This is a genomic window from Desulfitobacterium sp. LBE (genome assembly GCF_007830365.1).
GTDB classification, from domain to species: Bacteria; Bacillota; Desulfitobacteriia; order Desulfitobacteriales; family Desulfitobacteriaceae; genus Desulfitobacterium; species Desulfitobacterium hafniense.
Genome location: NZ_VLKD01000001.1, coordinates 1,255,643 through 1,272,326, shown reverse-complemented (window position 1 = coordinate 1,272,326; position 16,684 = coordinate 1,255,643). Strand labels below are relative to the sequence as shown.

The window sequence follows — 16,684 nt, the reverse complement described above, 5'->3', positions numbered from 1 at the left end:
TTGCTTGGTTAAAAAAATCACAAAACAAACAAAAGGGAGGAGTTAAGTTATGAAAGAAAAAACCAAGCAAAGTACAGAAGTATCAAGACGCCGATTTTTACAGGGAATGGGAGCTATTGGTGCAACCGTTGTAGCGACCGGTTTAGCAGCTTGTGCCCCGAGCTCCGGCGGCAATACCGATGCTCCGGCAACAGATTCCGGTTCCGCCACAACAGGCTACGATTGGAAAGCGCAATCCAAAAATGAACTCGCGTGGCTGCCGCCCGAGCCGGCGGATCCCACGGACATCGCCGAAGAAAAAAGAGCCGATGTTGTGGTTATTGGCTCCGGTGTTGCCGGAACTTGTGCAGCGCGCAAAGCCGCCGAAGCAGGCGCCAGCGTAATCTTAATTGAAAAGGCTAAGACCGCCGGTGTTTGCCGTTCGGGCGAATATGCCGTGCCCGGCAAATCAAAGGTGTTCGCAACCTGGAAGCGCGGCGAGGGTTTTGATGATTATGTTGACCCGGATATCATCGTTGACCGTGAGATGGAAGAAATGTGCTACTTTCCCAAACGGGCAATCTATTCAAGATGGGCGCACAATGTTGGTCCGGTGTTCGACTGGTTTTGCGATGCGATGGGAGATCGCTTATACATTGCGCCAAACTCTACCGATCCAATTCCTACTGACAAAGAGCAAGTGCTCTGGCCATTTTATGTGCCGCTGCCGGAACACTATGATTGGAAAAAAGAAGCGGCTCCAACTTATCCCGTTACGGTCAAGTTTTCTAACCCCGACCAACACGCTGTTGTTAAGGCCAATGTTGACAAAGCGATTGAGAAGGGTACTGAAGTTTTAACCGGCCATTTTGCCGAGAAATTGATTAAAGAGGGCGACAGAATTACAGGTGTATTTGTGCGTGACGCCGCAAGCGGCACTTACAAAAAAATAACAGCCAACAAGGGTGTGATTTTGGCAACCGGCGATTATTCAAGCAACAAAGATATCCTTGCTTATTACAACCCTGATTTTGTTGTAAATAATGGACCTTTGATGTGGCCTGATGTGGACGTCGAAGGGAATCGTACCAACCAGGGCGATGGTCTGATTTTGGGCTCGTACGTGAACGCTGCCATTCAGCAAAAGCACGCTCCCATGACTCACTATATGGGCCATTTTGGGACATCGAAGGGCGGCATCGGCACAGCTCCGTTTTTGCGTCTTAATCTTAATGGCGAGCGTTTTATGAACGAAGACCAAGGCGGTCAGGCAGTACAAAATCAACTTGAGGCCCAGCCGGAACGTAAATTCTGGACAATCTTTGATTCTACCTGGGCAGAATCTGTGCCGTATTTTCAAGCCATGCACGGATGCCCGTCTTATGTGGTTGATAAGCCAACACCTGAGAATCTGACCATTGACGGTATTAGTCCGTACATTATGCGCGACGCCGTGGAAGACGCGGTAGCACAAAAAAATGCCACCATGTTTAAGGCGGAAACGATTGATGAGCTTTTGGCCTTAACGGATATTCGCGATAAAGAAAAAGCTAAGGCCTCAATTGAACGTTATAATGAATTAGCCAGAAATGGTAAGGATGTGGACTTTGGCAAAGTTGCAACCCGTCTGCACACCATTGAAAAAGGACCGTTTTATACGTTTGAGAGCGGTATGCAAATGACATTGATTGTAGCCGGTGGTCTGGTTTCAGATGAAGATTGTCATGTTTATGACAAAGAGGGCAAAATTATCCCCGGGCTTTACGTTGCCGGCAACATTCAGGGCAACCGCTACCATGTGGCTTATCCAATTGCTTGCAAGGGTATTTCGCACTCACTGTGTATGTTTTATGGATACATTGCCGGTGAAAATGCCGTCAAACAAATCTAATAATCTAAGGAGATAAAGATGAAAAAGACTAAATTATTTACTGTAATATGCATGTTGCTGGCAGTTGTGCTTTTAGCGGCCGGCTGCGGCGGAAGCACCTCTCCAGCCAGCACAAGCGTGTATAAGGACGGAACTTACGAAGGAACCAGCGACAAAGGAATTCAGCCCGGGCTGAAAGTATCTGTCACCATCAAGGGTGATAAAATTACCGATGTCACGGTTGTGGAAAATCAGGAAACCGAGGGTATCGGTTCCCGCGCAGTGGCCGAACTGCCCGGCAAAATCGTCGAAGCGCAGTCCACGGAAGTGGAAGCCATCAGCGGCGCCAGCCTGAGTTCAGCAGCGATTAAGGAAGCCGTCAATCTTGCTTTGGAGCAGGCGAAAAAATAACAGCTCCCCCAGGAAAATATATATTCATGATTCATCTGAGTTAAAAGCCCGCTTACGCGGGCTTTTAAACTCTATGCAACTTTCAATACAATAAAGAATTCAAAGGGAGGATATAGTTATGGATATCCTACAATTACGTTATTTCATTACAGTGGCTGCATGCGGTTCAATTCAAGATGCTGCTGACAGCTTATATGTCAGTAGGCAAGCAGTAAGCCGGGCAATCCTCTCATTGGAGCGTGAACTTAATATAAATCTTTTTGTGAGAACCCATAACGGTATTAAACTTACTAGCACTGGAGATAAATATGTTGGTCATGCAAGAAAATTAATAGAGCAGTATGATGAATTGCATAAAATGATGTGTGCGAATGAAGAAATTGTTGATATTGCTATTTGTATTCCAATAAATTTATATACATTCTTTTTTGAAGGAATTAATGAGTTTAAGGAAAAGTATCCTGTTGTTAATCTCAAAATTATACATTGTACTGGTGCGGAAGCACATATATATTTATTAAATCAAAAAGTAGATGTGATTATTGCCTGGACACCGGATAAAAGCGCTTTAGATCAAAGCGATATCCTAATTGAAAGTCCAGCCTTTTTTATGGTTAACGAAAATAGCAAAGTGGCGAATAAAGAGATGTTAGTAGAAGCCGATATTCTCAACTCTCCAATTATATTTTATACGGATGGATTTGATACAGACTATTATAAAGAGCTTTTCCCTTATTGGAAAAAAGGAGATTATTTCGTGTCCGATATTATGACAGTTTATGACTTGGTGGACCAAGACAAAGGGCTATACCGAGTCCCCGTGGTTGCTATTTCATTAGCAAAAAAAGGCTACAAGTTCATAAAATATGCGGATCCTCATTTAGGGATTTATTTTTATTATAAAAATGCTGATAATTTAAAAGTGAATCTATTAAAATCAAAGTATTGTAATTTATTTAAAGAATTTTTAAAGAAAAAAATGCAAGTATTGCACCCCCTGTAAATCCAAAATTGGCAGGAATGAGTCCGGTTCAATATTGCATCCATACCGGCAAGAAAGCAGTATAAAATAAACTCCTACTATGGGGCCGCCTCTGAGCAACATTAGATTGCGCCAAGGGATCACTCTAATTGCTTTTGTTATAATTTGTCAAAGCATATAATGAGACTGATTATGATAAAACTTCAAAAGGAGTGGCTTTACATGAATGAGGAGATAAAGGGAGTTAGTCGACGCACATTTTTGAAAGGAGCAGTAGGTGTTGCAGGTGTTACGGCATTAGGATTGAGTGGATGTACATCAAATGTTCAAACAGAATCCACCGCAACCACTAAAAAGGCTTTTAAAGCAGATGAGGTAATAAGTTGCGATATTGTTATTATCGGGGCTGGAGCATCTGGTTTGGCAGCTGCTGTTGAAGCGGGTGAGGCAGGGGCTAAGGTCGTATGCATTGAAGGACAAAGCACCGCAGGTGGTGGTGCAAGGGGCGTTGAAGGATGTTTTGCTGTAGGGTCAAGAATGCAGAAAGAGCAAGGTATTAAGATACCATCTTTAGGAAAGCTGATTCGCGAAGAGCTTGAGACCGGTCAGTTCCGAAGTTCTGGCGAAGGTTATATTGACCTTATTAACAATTCTGGGAAAAATCTGGACTGGCTGCTTGATCATGGTGTTAAATTTGGCGAGATTGGCTCCGGTGACAAATCAAACCCGCACCAAAACCAAGTGTTCCACTATTATGAGAGTGGTGCAGGCGCGCAAGACTATGTTGTTCCAATGCTGGCTGCCGCCGAAAAGGCAGGAGTGCGGTTCATGTATAAAACAAAGGGTGAATCGTTGATTATGGATGAGGCTGGCGCTGCAAAAGGCGTCTATGCTTCAACCGGTGATGGCAAGACCCTTCAGATTAATGCTTCTTCAGTAATTGTGGCTACTGGTGGTTTTGCTGAGAATTTGGAGTATGTTGCAGAGAACGGTATCAATACAGAATATTATCATTATGAAGGGTTCCCAGGAAGTGATGGCAGCGGAAATCGCATGGTTGTGGAGGCCGGCGGAGCGAACAATCGACAGAATGCCGCCTATTTAAATATCCTGAGTATTAAAGGACTTCCAGGCTATTTCCAAAACGGAAAATTCTCTTTCTGGATTGGCGTTGCGGCCCCTTACGCCATCTGGGTCAATGAGAAAGGCCGGCGATTCGTAAATGAAGACTTCGCAGGAGAAAACCCAATGAGCATGGCCATCCCGGTAAGGTCTACCAAGAAAACATTCATTGTAATGGATCAGGCGCTGATGGATAAGTTCACTGGTGGGGACGCTGAGGCAATAAAACAACTGCAGGATGGTTTGGATTCAGGTGAAATCGTTTCTGGTAATTCTGTTGATGAACTGGCTAAAGCTATGAACGTTGATCCGGCTAATTTAAATGAAACCTTTGAACGTTATAACGCATCTTGCGAGCAGCAAGATGACGCTGATTTTGGTAAGGATCCTTCGGCACTTATTTCTTTCAAACCGGGTCCGCTCTATGGGCTACATGCAGGATATAGTATTACCGCAGCGATCGGATCAATCAAGACGGACAATAATTTCAATGCAATAGACACAAAGGGGAATCCTATAAAAGGTTTGTATGTAGTCGGGATAGAGGGTACTATGCTTTGGGCAAATATGTACACCTTCAAAGTCGGTGGTACTTGCAATGGTAATAATATAAACTCTGGACGTACCGCTGCTAAGAACGCATTAGCTCTGATGACTCACTAATGGCTGACTAAAGAAAAACCGTTTTCAAACAAGACTTGGAAACGGTTTTTCTTTAGTTAGCGTCAAAGCGGTTTATTGAGGAATTGCTGAAGGGGTTGTTTTTGCCCCTGAGAAGGATATTTATCCATTGCGGAGAAGTCACATATAAGAAGGTAGTAAGGCTCAGTGAACAGGTTCGTATTTCCATGCGGGGGTTACGAATGAAAGGTGTATCTATAGCTATTATTGCAATGGTGTTGCTGCTCGGCGGCTGTGGCCAGCATGTGATTATTGATTGGGTGGACTTTGTTCAACTCAATGACATCCATGATCTGCATGATGACAGCAATGAGCTTTTCGAGCTGAAAGTGTACTCAGGTAAACCCATTTATAAAAGCACAGATAAGATTCGTATTTGGGCAACTCTGAAATACGTTGGAAGTGATCGAGAGATCACCCTTTGGCATGGTGATCCAGGCATTCTATTTTATATCTCTGATGGCAATGAACTTGAGATCGGAGGAATTAAGCTTCCCATACAGACCGCCACAACTTTAAAGAGAGATAAACTATATACTTACGATTGTCAACTCTATGTTGGCGGCGATGAGCCAATAGCAGACTATTGGCGAGAACTTAGTCCGGCGAAAGGCTTATTTTTGCCTAAAGGAGAATATGAGGTTAAAGCCGTTGGAGATTTTTCATTAAATGAAGGAGATATAAACCCCATAAGTATCTCCGATAAAATAACGGTTAAGGTTGTCGAATAGGAATTAATATACATATTAGTCAGGAGGGGAGACCATGAGAAATTTTAATAAGCTCACAGTGGCAGTAATCCTAGTTATGGTCCTTGTTTTTGGTTATTATTTTGCAGGGGATTATAGGGTTACCCCGCTTGCAGCAGCCAAAGCTCATTCGGATGTAGGAGAGAATGCGGAGCCTCTTGGCGATGTGGATTTTGGCTGGAGCAAGGTTTACATCCTTGATACAGATAAGGGACCCAGGACAGTCATTTCGATTAAGTCTTCGCTCTTGTGGAGGGCTCCGGTTGCTGTCCACATCGAAAAATCAGCTGATCCGATAGAAACTGTGGGTTGGATGAGTTATACAGACAATCGAGGACAGGCAGCAGTTTTGGCAGTTGAGACAACGGATCCCCAAATTGCCTTTATCGAAGCCGGGCCAAAGGACGATAGAGTAAGAAAAGAAATTACGGAAGGAAGCCCTGCAATCTTTTCCTGGCATAAGGCTATTCAAGCAAATAATGAATTAAATGCGATAGCTTTATCAGCAGAGGGGAATACGCTTTATGAATATAGATATCCCAAGAATACCAATGTTTTTCGGAGTGAGGAGTTTAAGTGGTATTCAGTAGATGGGGATCAATGAACAATGGAGAGCTGCTTTAGATGCTGCAACCAATGAAGTCATTGGATTGGCATTGAGCTAAAAAGCAGTGTTTCTTTGTGGGTGGAACATAAAGGGCTATGTTTTCCAAGGTTGAAAACATAGCCCTTACTAAGGCTGATACAGCTTTATGAAGAGTACGGACCAAACTTTTTTAATGGAGAGAGCATGTCAAATTGGTCACTGGTGACCAATTTGACATGCTCCCAGACCGTCCTCCGGTTGAAATCCATCTGTAAAATCATTGATTTTTACCGTTAGAAAAGCGCCTGTAATTCCGTCTAACTATCTAGGTCAGAATTAACCTAGGTTCCGAAATCCAATCAAAGGAGAATCTTTTATGTTTAAACTATAAACGAGCAAAATTGCTTCCATTGTTTTACCAGAAAATAAATAGAGACAATCTGCTTCCTTCTGTGGTATAAAATAAGTCACCACAACAAATCCATCCCAAGGAGGAAGCCAATGTCTCTGAACTCTATCTTACCAAATAACGAAGCAATGTTCAATTTCTTTAAAAGCTATCGGCTGCCATTATATTTCTCAAAGCCTGTTTTACGGCATATTCAAGAATTTATCGTGGCTGCCACAGCTAAAGGATATCGTGGTAAGGTAGTGGACATTGCCGAGTGGAGCTCGGTTCACCGAACATCCATTGGACATTTCCTCTCTGATGGGGTTTGGGATGCATCCTATATCCAGAAAATTGTTCAACAAGAATCCCTTCACTTTGTCGTATCCCATTCGAAAGAGACGGAGCAACCCCTATTCGTGATTCATGATGACACTGTTTGTAACAAGACTAAACCTTCGTCACAGGCACAACGTCCCATCCAGCAAACAGAGTTTCATTTTTCTCATTTAGAGGGTAAGAGTATTTGGGGACATCAAGTCCAAGCAACCCTTGTTCAATGTGGTAATCACTCGCTCATTCATACGATTCATCGATACGATAAAACCAAGCAGAGCAAAATTGATGACGCCTGTGAATTGGCTAAAACCATGCCGATTCCCCCTAAGTCAGGCTATGCCTTGGTCGATTCTTGGTATACCTGCTCTAAACTCATGAACACTTATGCAGCAAGAGGCTACCAACTGATTGGAGCTCTTAAAACCAACCGCATTCTCTATCCTCAAGGGATTCGAGTTCGTCTCGATACCTTTGCCTCCTATGTGACCCAAAAGGAAGTTCGCCTTGTGACCGTGAACGGTTCATCCTACTGGGTTTATCGCTATGAAGGAGCTCTCAATGATATCGAGAATGCCGTGGTTTTATTGTGTTGGCCGAAAGAAGCCTTTCAAGAATCTAAAGCCCTACATGCCTTTCTGTGCACAGATGTTTCCTTAGAAACGCAAACTATTTTGGATTACTACAGCAGACGATGGCCCGTTGAGATCTTCTTTCGACAAGCCAAGGGCAATCTTGGTTTCAACGGCTACCAAGTGCGGTCGATCCGTTCCATTGAAAGGCTTTGGACATTGCTTGCTTTTACTCATCTATACTGTACTATTGGGTTGGGAAAGCCGCTACCCTTTGGCAAAGGACTACGGAAAGTCAGAAAAGAAGTAAAAGGGCACTACATTCAATGGATTTATGGTTGTGGTAAAAAGGGAATACCTTTGGATGACGTTTTAAAACATCTAAAAGCTGGATAGGGGGAAGTCTAGCCAAGTGTCTGTAAATATTTGTAACGAAAAATACTCATTTATAGTTTAAATTAACGAAAAAAGCATTTGTCTTTACAGTAATAACATTCACCGTAATCTTTACTGTGGGGTGTTCTGCTCAGAGCAACCCTCCGCAGCCGAATAGCGGGTTACAAGAACAATCACTCTCATCTGAACCCCAGTCACAGAATAATCCTGAGCAGCCAGCACCGGATTCTCAGATAACAAACCCGCCGTCTTCCCCGAATCAAACAGATCCCAGTCAGGCTTTATTAGTGAGTATAAGGCAGCTAGCTGAAAAAGGGAAAGTTATCAATAGTGATTTCGCGGCGAAACTAACGGTTATTGAAGATGTAGAGAAAAAATGGGGTAAGCCTGATAGCGTCGATTGGGTTGCGGCTGCCAAAGGAAACTATGCGACTTACGCTGACCATGCCATGGTTTTCGGCTTTAATAAAGGGTCCCAGATTTTCGAGGTTCGGTCTTTTGATAAACAATTACAAAAAATTACTCTTTCTAAAGTAAAGAATAGTTTTGGAACACCTGTCTACACTGCTACAGTAGGAGAAGAGGACATCATTGGCTATACTGCAGGAGAAGAGTTTAAGATCTTGCTTGTCTTCCCAAAGGCAACCAGTACAAATCCAGACCCGGCCTTAGATCATTATTCGGTACTCTATCCTCAAGGAACCGTCAACTCTATGGCCAATGATCCAGGGAGACAATGGTAGAAAGCGGAGGATATTATGAATGAATTGTTTTCCATAGGAGAAATTTCTAAGCTTTTTAATATAGATGTTCGTCTCCTTCGTCATTACGATAAGATTGCTTTATTAAAGCCCGAATTCGTCAACGAAGAAAACGGATACCGTTATTATTCCACACGTCAATTTGAGTGTTTGAATACCATTCATTATCTTCGCTCTTTAAATATGCCTCTGCCAAAAATTCGTGAGTTTTTGGAAAATCGTGATGATAAGAAAATACTTAAAATTCTCAGGGAGCAAAAACGGCAAGTGGAAGAAGAACGCAAACAACTGGATCGAATCGAAAAGAAAATTGAAAACAGGTTATTGCAGATTGAAGATGCCTTTCAGAGCGAATTCGATAAAATAGAAGAGCGTACCCTAAAGGAGAGGAAAATAGCTGTACTAAAAAAAGAGCTTGCCATTTCAGACGATCTGGAACAACCGATCCGTGAATTGGCAAAACGCAATTCTCTCCACGCTGTGATGTTTCTTGGCAAAGTAGGCGTTTCCATTTCAAGCGCCAATCTGCAAAGAGGCAATTTCGATAAATTTTCGGCCGTTTTTGTCGTCATTGAACCGGAGGATAACTGCCAGGAAAACTTATCGTGCCTGCCGGGGGGCAATTACCTGACACTGCGCTTCCAAGGCACCCATCCGGACGCGGAGGCTTCCTATATCAAAATGCTTCAATATATGAAAGAAAATGGGTATGAGCTGGCAGGAGATTCCCTTGAATTTGCCTTAATCGATTATGGCCTGACCAATGATCCCTCGAAATTCATCACCGAGCTTCAGATTCCATATAAAAAATCTTGACCCTCCAACTATTGGAGGGTTTATTATTTTACCATGAAGGAGGTTTTGTTGTGATAGGTACTATTGTCAATACCCTTGCTATTCTGGTTGGGAGTATGATGGGCGGCAGCATTAAAAAAGGCATCGGGGAAAAATATCAAAACGCATTGTATAATGCTATGGGGCTTGCTGCATGTGGCTTAGGAATCAACGCGATTGTCCAAAGCATGCCTAAAAGCACTTTTCCCGTCTTGTTTATCATCAGTTTAGCAATTGGCAGTCTTGCCGGCTCGTTTATAAATTTGAATGACCGGTTTGAAAGGCTCACAAAACGTTTCTCCAAAGGGAATTTGAGCCAAGGACTCTCCACCGCCATATTGTTGTTCTGCGTCGGAACGTTATCCATCTTAGGGCCTATGGAAAGTGCACTTCATGACAACCACACTTATTTATATACCAATGCGACCTTGGATTTCGTTACATCACTGGTTTTAGCTTCTGCTTATGGCATTGGAATTGCTTTATCCGCGGTAGTATTGTTTTTATGGCAAGGCAGTATCTATCTCCTTTCAGGATATTTATCCTCTTTTCTGACTGCTGAGTTACTCAATGAAGTCTCTCTGATCGGCGGATTCCTGATTTTGAGCTCCGGGCTATCCATTTTGAAAATCAAGGATTGCAATGCATTGAATATGCTGCCTGCATTATTTGTACCGATTGTGTGGTTTATTATAAAAGCAATACTATAATTTCAAAGGAGCTTATTATTAATTTTTGTCATGTACCAACGTTTTTTCAAGTATTGAAAGGGGGTTGTTTACCCCGTTTTTTATGCTCTTTTTAATGACATCTTCCATTAAATTGATCCAACAGCTAAATCGGTCTGGATGGTATAATTAAATCATCGGGAGGAAAAAAGAAAAATAAGATTTCTCTGAGAACAGTTGGAAGGAGCATACATTATGAGTAAAGGCAAAAGAAGGCGAATGGCAAACCCTTGTAGATCTTGTTCCTTGCGGCGTAATTATAACCGATAACAACAATATTCCATTATTCATTAATTCGGCTGCAGCACATTTATTGAATACTTCGATACTCAACATTAAGTTATTAATGATAAGGCCATATCTGTTCAACAATTTGAGAGCATTCTATCAGATGAGACAAACAGGCTGTTCTGTATTCATGATTAAACTGAATACCTAAAAGACAAGAATGAATTATTTGCAAATCATACCTGGATTCTATGACTGATCAAGGAATCATGGTTATTGACGGAAATGAAAAAATTATCTTGTATAATACCCCCTCTGCAAAACCATTTTTTTAAACAATATGACACAAAAAGAATTAAACAGGTTTTGTATAGAATAAGGTAAAGACCAGCATTTTAGTGGAGCAAAATTCCGCTGAATGTTGGTTTTATACCAACGCTGATCCATAATTTCACCCAGGAGGTGAGCACAATCAATAAGATTCTGATCGTGGAAGATGATCTAGCCTTGAGCGAAGGAATCGTTCTGGCCTTTAAAGACAATAATTTTGCTTTTGTGCAGACCCGGAACTTAACTGAAGCCAGGCAAGCGGTCCGGAACACTTCCATTCAGCTGGTGATCCTGGATCTCAACCTGCCTGATGGCAACGGGCTGGAGTTTCTGAAGGAGTTGCGCAGAACTTCGGCTGTTCCCGTCATCATCCTCACCGCCAATGACCTGGAAACCGATGTGGTCAGGGGTCTGGAACTGGGAGCGGACGACTACATCACCAAACCCTTCAGCCTGATGATCCTGCGGGCCAGGGTCAACGCCAGACTGAGAAACGCTCATCCCTCAGCCGGCGACACGGTGGAGATGGAAAGGTTTTGCTTTTCCTTTGCCAGAATGGAGTTTGCCAAGGACGGTGTTCCCCTTGAGCTGAGCAAAACAGAGCAAAAGCTGCTGCGCCTGCTGTTGGAAAACCGCGGGCAGACCTTGACCCGGGCCCAGCTGGTGGATGCCATCTGGACGGAGGGTGCCGAATATGTGGATGAGAACGCCCTCTCGGTAACGGTAAACCGTCTGCGCAATAAACTGGAGGACAGGCCGTCCTCACCCCGTTTCATCAAGACCGTTTATGGTATCGGTTACACCTGGGCGGTGCCCTGATATGGATACATGGATTTGGGCAGCGGGGACAGTGGCTGTTGCTGTAACTGTAACTGCCCTGGCGGCTGGTGTAGTTCTCTGGCAGCGGAGAAAGACGCGGCGGATTATGGATTCCCTGAATACCATGCTGGATAGGGCCATCGAGGGCAGCTTTACCGAGACCGCTTTCGATGAAGCCCTCTTGTCGGCCACGGAAGCCAAAATGGCTCGTTTCTTAGGGGTGTGCCAGGTGTCTTCCCAAAGCCTGGCTGCGGAAAAGGATAAAATAAAGGGCCTGATCGCGGACATTTCCCATCAGACCAAGACACCCATCACCAATCTCCTGTTGTATTCCCAGCTGCTTGAGGAGCATGAGCTGCCGGAGGAAGGTGCCCTCTGTGTCAAGGCGTTGACTGCTCAAGCCCAAAAGTTGGATTTTCTGATCGGCGCCCTGGTGAAAGCATCCCGCCTGGAAACCGGAATCATTGCGGTAACACCCCGGCAGGGTGAGGTGCAAGCCTTGATTGAGGCGGCCATAGCTCAAATCAGATTAAAAGCGGAGGAGAAGGGGATAGGAATTGAAGCGGAGAGGGCAGTGGGTAGGGCCTATTACGATCCCAAATGGACGGCCGAGGCGCTATACAACATTCTGGATAATGGGGTGAAATATTCTCCCCCCCAAAGCCTGCTCCGCATCCGGGCTATCCCCTATGAGCTCTTTTACCGGATTGATATCTCTGATCAAGGGATGGGCATAGCCGAGGCAGAACAAAGCCAAATCTTTGCCCGCTTTTACCGTTCACCGGCAGTAAGCGGACAAGAGGGCGTGGGACTGGGTTTGTTTCTGGCCAGGGAAATTCTTGCCGCCGGCGGCGGATATATCAAGGTGTCCGCAAAGCCGGGGCAGGGAGCGGTTTTTTCGGTGTTTCTGCCTACTGAAGAACGCTGAAATCTTACAAAACTGTTAGATTTGAGAAAGAATAAGGAAAGATTCTTGTGTTATCCTGTCTGTATCAAGGAAAAAGCTGATACAGACTTTTCTTTTGGAGGAAATGAGCATGGTTATTTTAAAAACAACGGACCTGCGCAAATATTACGGCGAGGGTGATACGGCTGTCCGCGCTCTGGACGGGGTGAACCTGGCGGTGGCCAAGGGGGAGTTCGTCGCCGTGGTGGGCACTTCCGGCAGCGGCAAATCCACTTTGCTCCATTTGCTGGGGGGGCTTGACCGGCCCAGCGGCGGGATGGTTGCCGTGGATGGCAAGGAAATTTTCTCTCTGAAGGATGAAGAGCTGACGATTTTCCGGCGGCGCAAGATCGGCTTTGTCTTCCAGAGCTATAATCTGGTGCCGGTGCTCAATATCTATGAGAACATTATTTTACCCATCCAATTGGATGGCAACGAGCCGGACGAGGAGTATGTGACCCGAATCGTTCAAACCTTGGGCTTGGCAAGCAAGCTGCAGAATCTTCCCGGCCAGCTTTCCGGGGGCCAGCAGCAGCGGGTGGCCATTGCCAGAGCCATAGCAACCAAACCGGCCATTATTCTGGCCGATGAACCCACCGGGAATCTGGACAGCAGAACCAGTCAGGATGTGATGGGGCTGCTCAAAGTGACCGGGGAAAAATTCAGGCAGACCATCGTCATGATCACTCATAACGAAGAACTGGCCCAGCTGGCTGATCGGATCATCCGCATTGAGGACGGCAAAATAGCGGGCGGTGAGGGAATATGATCAAGGTGAAAAACAACAAAGCCATCCGCACTTTGGCAGAACGCAACTTCCGCACAGCGGGAACCCGCAACGTGATTGCCGTGATTGCCATCGCCCTGACGGCCATTCTCTTCACCAGTGTTTTTACCATGGGCTTTGGCCTGGTGGAAAGCATTCAGCGTGCCTCCATGATCATGTCCGGCGGAGATGGGCATGCCGCTGTCAAATATGTCACAGATGAAGAATATGAGCGGATCAAAGAGCATCCTCTGGTCAAGGAAATGGCTTACTGCCGCATAATGAGCGACAGCGTGGATAACCAGGCCCTGATCAGGCGGCATACGGAATTCTGGTACTATGACGATGTGGGGTTGAAGTACGGTTTTGCGGAGCCCACCGGCGGGCATAAACCTCAGGCCGAGAATGAAGTGATCGCCGATACCAAAACCCTGGAGCTGTTGGGGGTTCCCCTGGAAGTGGGAGCTCCGCTCACCTTGGAGATCACGGTTCATGGCCGGCGGGTCCTGCGGGATTTCATCCTGGCCGGCTGGTGGGAAAGCGATCCGGGGTTCAATATCGGTCAAATCTTTGCTTCCCGCGCCTACCTGGATGCCTATTCAGAGGAGCTGCACTATACCTATCCCGAGGATAAATCTCTAACAGGTACCATCACAGGATATATCAAGTTTGCCAACAGCCTGGGCATTGCAGAAAATCTGGAGAAGGTTGTGACGGAAAGCGGCTTCTCCATGGAGGAGGGCGACTCCAACTACCTGGCCACGGGCGTTAATTGGGCGTATCTGTCCACGGGGGTGGGGATGGATGCCGGAACCGTGACTGCCCTGGCCAGTGCCCTGCTCTTGTTTGTCCTGACCGGTTATCTGATTATTTACAACATCTTTCAAATCTCGGTCCTGCGGGATATCCGCTTTTACGGCCTGCTCAAAACCATTGGTACCACCGGCCGTCAGCTGCGGGCCATCATCCGCCGTCAGGTTTTGCGGCTTTCCTTGATAGGCATTCCCCTGGGACTGCTGGCAGGATTTTTGGTGGGGAAGGCCTTGGTGCCCTATTTGATGGAGCGATCCAGCTATGCCGGCAGCAGGGTTTCCGTATCTCCTGATCCCCTTATCTTCGCCGGGGCCGCCTTGTTTGCCTTATTCACAGTCTGGATCAGTGCCCATAAACCGGGAAAAATGGCAGCCAGAATATCCCCCGTGGAAGCGATGCGTTATACGGATCAGGAGCGCGGCAGCGGCAAAAAGCTCAAAAAGTCCCGCCATGGCGCTAAACCCTGGCGGATGGCCCTGGCCAATCTGGGGCGCAACAAACGCCGCACCGTGTTGGTTGTCCTCAGCCTCAGTCTGAGCATTGTGCTGACCAACACGGTATTTACGATTTCCCAAAGCGTTGATCTGAACAAAGGGCTGGAGAAGTTCAGCGATTCGGACTTCCTGCTGGGTCACGCCAATCTGTTCAACCATCAATACGATGGTGAAAGCAGTGCCCTCAGCGAAAGCTTTATCTCTGCTGCCGGCGCTCAGGAAGGATTTGAAACCGGGGGGCGCCTCTATGGCTCCTGGGCCAGCTATCAGAGCGGGACTTCAGCTCAAACCATGAACCAGCAGCCGGACGGTTCCCTGGCCACTGCCCTTTATGGGCTGGAGGAATTCCCCTTTTCCCGCTTGAAGCTTGTGGATGGTGAACTGGATCGGGAAAAGCTGGCCGGCGGGGATTATGTCCTGGAAGGTGTACAAGCGGATGACCAGGGAAAGGTGGAGACCGGCCGCTTTAATCATCAGGTAGGGGATAAGATTACCTTGAATTACGGCAGTACCGAACGGGAAATGACGGTTCTGGGCCATGTGGTGGCCAATCCCCAGACCAATACCGATGGTTCCTGGAGAGGCTCGGCTTTCTTTTTACCGGCGGATATCTACCGGGAGCTGACCGGCAATTCCTTCCCCATGAGCTATGCCTTTAACGTGGCGGAAGCTCAGGAGCGGGACCTGGAGAACTTCCTGAAAAGGTATACTGCGGAAGTTGAGCCTACCATGAACTACAGCTCGAAATTTACCGCCCTGTCCTCCCTGGAGGGCCTGCGGAACACCGCCGTTCTGATCGGCGGCAGCTTGGCGGCGATTATCGGCCTGATCGGTGTACTCAATTTTGTCAATGCCGTCTTAACCGGCATCCTGACCCGTCACCGGGAATTGGCTATGCTCCAGAGCATCGGGATGACCCGCCGGCAGCTGGTGGGTATGCTTTGCAGCGAAGGGGGCTGTTATGCGGCCTTGACCGGGATAAGCTCCATCCTGCTGAGTGTAGGCTTCTCACTGCTTATTCTGCGTCCTTTGAGCGAACAAATCTGGTTTTTAAGCTATCGCTTCGTATTTTGGCCCTTGCTGATCATTCTGCCCCTGCTCTTTGTTCTGGGAGCCCTTGTTCCCTATATCGTTTATTATGCAACCGCTAAACAAAGCATTGTGGAACGGCTGAGAATGGCCGAGTAAACAGGGGAACGAAGATGATGTTAAAACCGGCCTTTTGGGGAGTGATTCCCGCAAAAGGCCGGTTTTTTCTACAAGGGAAAAATGAAATGACAAGGTTGACGTGTGTGGTAAAATAGGCATAACAATAAGCGGAAATTTGTGGGAGCAATGCATGATGAAGAAGAAAGTAATGACTGAATTGACCAAGCTATATACGGGAGAGTTGGCAAGTATAGTAGTTTTTTTGGCTTTATACTATTGGCGATTCGAGGGTTTTGTTCTGCCGGTACTCTACCCATTGTCAATCTTATGTTTTATTCTTTTGCAGGGAGCTTTGTATTGGTTTCTTTGTTTACAAAGGCTAAAAGGTAAAACTATAAAAAACGTGGGCAGGGTATTTTATAGTTTTAAATATATTAACTTAGCCCTTATCGCCCTATCTATCCCGGTTATATTAATAGGTAGTTATGATAATCTACTGTATACTGTTTTAGGCTTTTTTCTTTCATTGTTTGCCTTTGTGGAATGGATAAATTATTTTCTTGTTCGACTTTCATATAAAAATCCGAAAATACTAATTAGTTTACTCAGACATAATAAGTTGAAAAGAAGTAAATTGGCTAAAGAAATTGCAGAGCGCTAATTGTTTCCACGAAAACAGGCCGGCATATTCTCTGCCGGCCTGTTTCATTATGCCACTTTTTTAACATTCGATCTCTGTATAGG

The 16,684-nt window shown here is 45.6% G+C and carries 15 protein-coding genes; all 15 read left to right on the top strand.

Annotation, left to right across the window (positions count from 1 at the left end; all coding sequences use genetic code 11):
- Positions 1-49 precede the first annotated feature (49 nt).
- Entirely contained in the window at positions 50-1,870 is a 1,821-nt protein-coding gene (locus DESLBE_RS06160; protein WP_144675738.1) for an FAD-dependent oxidoreductase, read from the top strand.
- An 18-nt stretch (positions 1,871-1,888) separates the two neighbouring features.
- Complete coding sequence (locus DESLBE_RS06155) at positions 1,889-2,260, top strand: FMN-binding protein (protein WP_144675736.1); 372 nt, start codon at positions 1,889-1,891, stop codon at positions 2,258-2,260.
- Between the two features lie 118 nt (positions 2,261-2,378).
- Positions 2,379-3,263 (top strand): LysR family transcriptional regulator, encoded by an 885-nt coding sequence (locus DESLBE_RS06150; RefSeq protein ID WP_144675734.1) that lies wholly within the window; start codon positions 2,379-2,381, stop codon positions 3,261-3,263.
- Between the two features lie 201 nt (positions 3,264-3,464).
- On the top strand, positions 3,465-5,027 hold the full coding sequence (locus DESLBE_RS06145; protein WP_172625516.1) for an FAD-dependent oxidoreductase: 1,563 nt from the start codon (positions 3,465-3,467) through the stop codon (positions 5,025-5,027).
- A gap of 200 nt (positions 5,028-5,227) precedes the next feature.
- Entirely contained in the window at positions 5,228-5,776 is a 549-nt protein-coding gene (locus DESLBE_RS26925) for a hypothetical protein (protein ID WP_243131243.1), read from the top strand.
- Between the two features lie 34 nt (positions 5,777-5,810).
- Positions 5,811-6,398 (top strand): hypothetical protein, encoded by a 588-nt coding sequence (locus tag DESLBE_RS06135; RefSeq protein ID WP_144675732.1) that lies wholly within the window; start codon positions 5,811-5,813, stop codon positions 6,396-6,398.
- Between the two features lie 483 nt (positions 6,399-6,881).
- The gene (locus DESLBE_RS06130; RefSeq protein ID WP_144675730.1) at positions 6,882-8,072 is read left to right on the top strand and encodes an IS701 family transposase; all 1,191 of its coding nucleotides are present in this window, start codon (positions 6,882-6,884) and stop codon (positions 8,070-8,072) included.
- 92 nt (positions 8,073-8,164) lie between these two features.
- Entirely contained in the window at positions 8,165-8,815 is a 651-nt protein-coding gene (locus DESLBE_RS06125) for a YjgB family protein (protein ID WP_144675728.1), read from the top strand.
- 15 nt (positions 8,816-8,830) lie between these two features.
- Entirely contained in the window at positions 8,831-9,649 is an 819-nt protein-coding gene (locus DESLBE_RS06120; RefSeq protein WP_144675726.1) for a GyrI-like domain-containing protein, read from the top strand.
- A 50-nt stretch (positions 9,650-9,699) separates the two neighbouring features.
- Complete coding sequence (locus DESLBE_RS06115) at positions 9,700-10,377, top strand: DUF554 domain-containing protein (protein WP_015943875.1); 678 nt, start codon at positions 9,700-9,702, stop codon at positions 10,375-10,377.
- A gap of 708 nt (positions 10,378-11,085) precedes the next feature.
- Complete coding sequence (locus tag DESLBE_RS06110) at positions 11,086-11,772, top strand: response regulator transcription factor (RefSeq protein WP_144675724.1); 687 nt, start codon at positions 11,086-11,088, stop codon at positions 11,770-11,772.
- A gap of 1 nt (position 11,773) precedes the next feature.
- Positions 11,774-12,700 (top strand): HAMP domain-containing sensor histidine kinase, encoded by a 927-nt coding sequence (locus DESLBE_RS06105; RefSeq protein ID WP_144675723.1) that lies wholly within the window; start codon positions 11,774-11,776, stop codon positions 12,698-12,700.
- 109 nt (positions 12,701-12,809) lie between these two features.
- Positions 12,810-13,487, top strand: coding sequence for an ABC transporter ATP-binding protein (locus tag DESLBE_RS06100; protein WP_144675721.1), 678 nt, complete (start codon positions 12,810-12,812; stop codon positions 13,485-13,487).
- Positions 13,484-15,979 carry an ABC transporter permease gene (locus DESLBE_RS06095; protein WP_144675719.1) on the top strand — a complete coding sequence of 832 codons (2,496 nt, stop codon included), beginning with the start codon at positions 13,484-13,486 and terminating at the stop codon, positions 15,977-15,979. The genes DESLBE_RS06100 and DESLBE_RS06095 overlap by 4 nt, the downstream gene beginning before the upstream one ends.
- 154 nt (positions 15,980-16,133) lie before the next feature.
- The gene (locus DESLBE_RS06090; RefSeq protein ID WP_144678624.1) at positions 16,134-16,601 is read left to right on the top strand and encodes a hypothetical protein; all 468 of its coding nucleotides are present in this window, start codon (positions 16,134-16,136) and stop codon (positions 16,599-16,601) included.
- Positions 16,602-16,684: the final 83 nt, after the last annotated feature.

What these genes read in the sequence shown, in the direction of transcription:
- DESLBE_RS06160 (WP_144675738.1), top strand. Translation starts at nt 50, where the DNA reads ATGAAAGAAAAAACCAAGCAAAGTACAGAAGTATCAAGACGCCGATTT.
- DESLBE_RS06090 (WP_144678624.1), top strand. Translation starts at nt 16,134, where the DNA reads ATGAAGAAGAAAGTAATGACTGAATTGACCAAGCTATATACGGGAGAG.
- DESLBE_RS06155 (WP_144675736.1), top strand. Translation starts at nt 1,889, where the DNA reads ATGAAAAAGACTAAATTATTTACTGTAATATGCATGTTGCTGGCAGTT.
- DESLBE_RS06100 (WP_144675721.1), top strand. Translation starts at nt 12,810, where the DNA reads ATGGTTATTTTAAAAACAACGGACCTGCGCAAATATTACGGCGAGGGT.
- DESLBE_RS06135 (WP_144675732.1), top strand. Translation starts at nt 5,811, where the DNA reads ATGAGAAATTTTAATAAGCTCACAGTGGCAGTAATCCTAGTTATGGTC.
- DESLBE_RS26925 (WP_243131243.1), top strand. Translation starts at nt 5,228, where the DNA reads ATGAAAGGTGTATCTATAGCTATTATTGCAATGGTGTTGCTGCTCGGC.
- DESLBE_RS06095 (WP_144675719.1), top strand. Translation starts at nt 13,484, where the DNA reads ATGATCAAGGTGAAAAACAACAAAGCCATCCGCACTTTGGCAGAACGC.
- DESLBE_RS06150 (WP_144675734.1), top strand. Translation starts at nt 2,379, where the DNA reads ATGGATATCCTACAATTACGTTATTTCATTACAGTGGCTGCATGCGGT.
- DESLBE_RS06120 (WP_144675726.1), top strand. Translation starts at nt 8,831, where the DNA reads ATGAATGAATTGTTTTCCATAGGAGAAATTTCTAAGCTTTTTAATATA.
- DESLBE_RS06105 (WP_144675723.1), top strand. Translation starts at nt 11,774, where the DNA reads ATGGATACATGGATTTGGGCAGCGGGGACAGTGGCTGTTGCTGTAACT.
- DESLBE_RS06130 (WP_144675730.1), top strand. Translation starts at nt 6,882, where the DNA reads ATGTCTCTGAACTCTATCTTACCAAATAACGAAGCAATGTTCAATTTC.
- DESLBE_RS06145 (WP_172625516.1), top strand. Translation starts at nt 3,465, where the DNA reads ATGAATGAGGAGATAAAGGGAGTTAGTCGACGCACATTTTTGAAAGGA.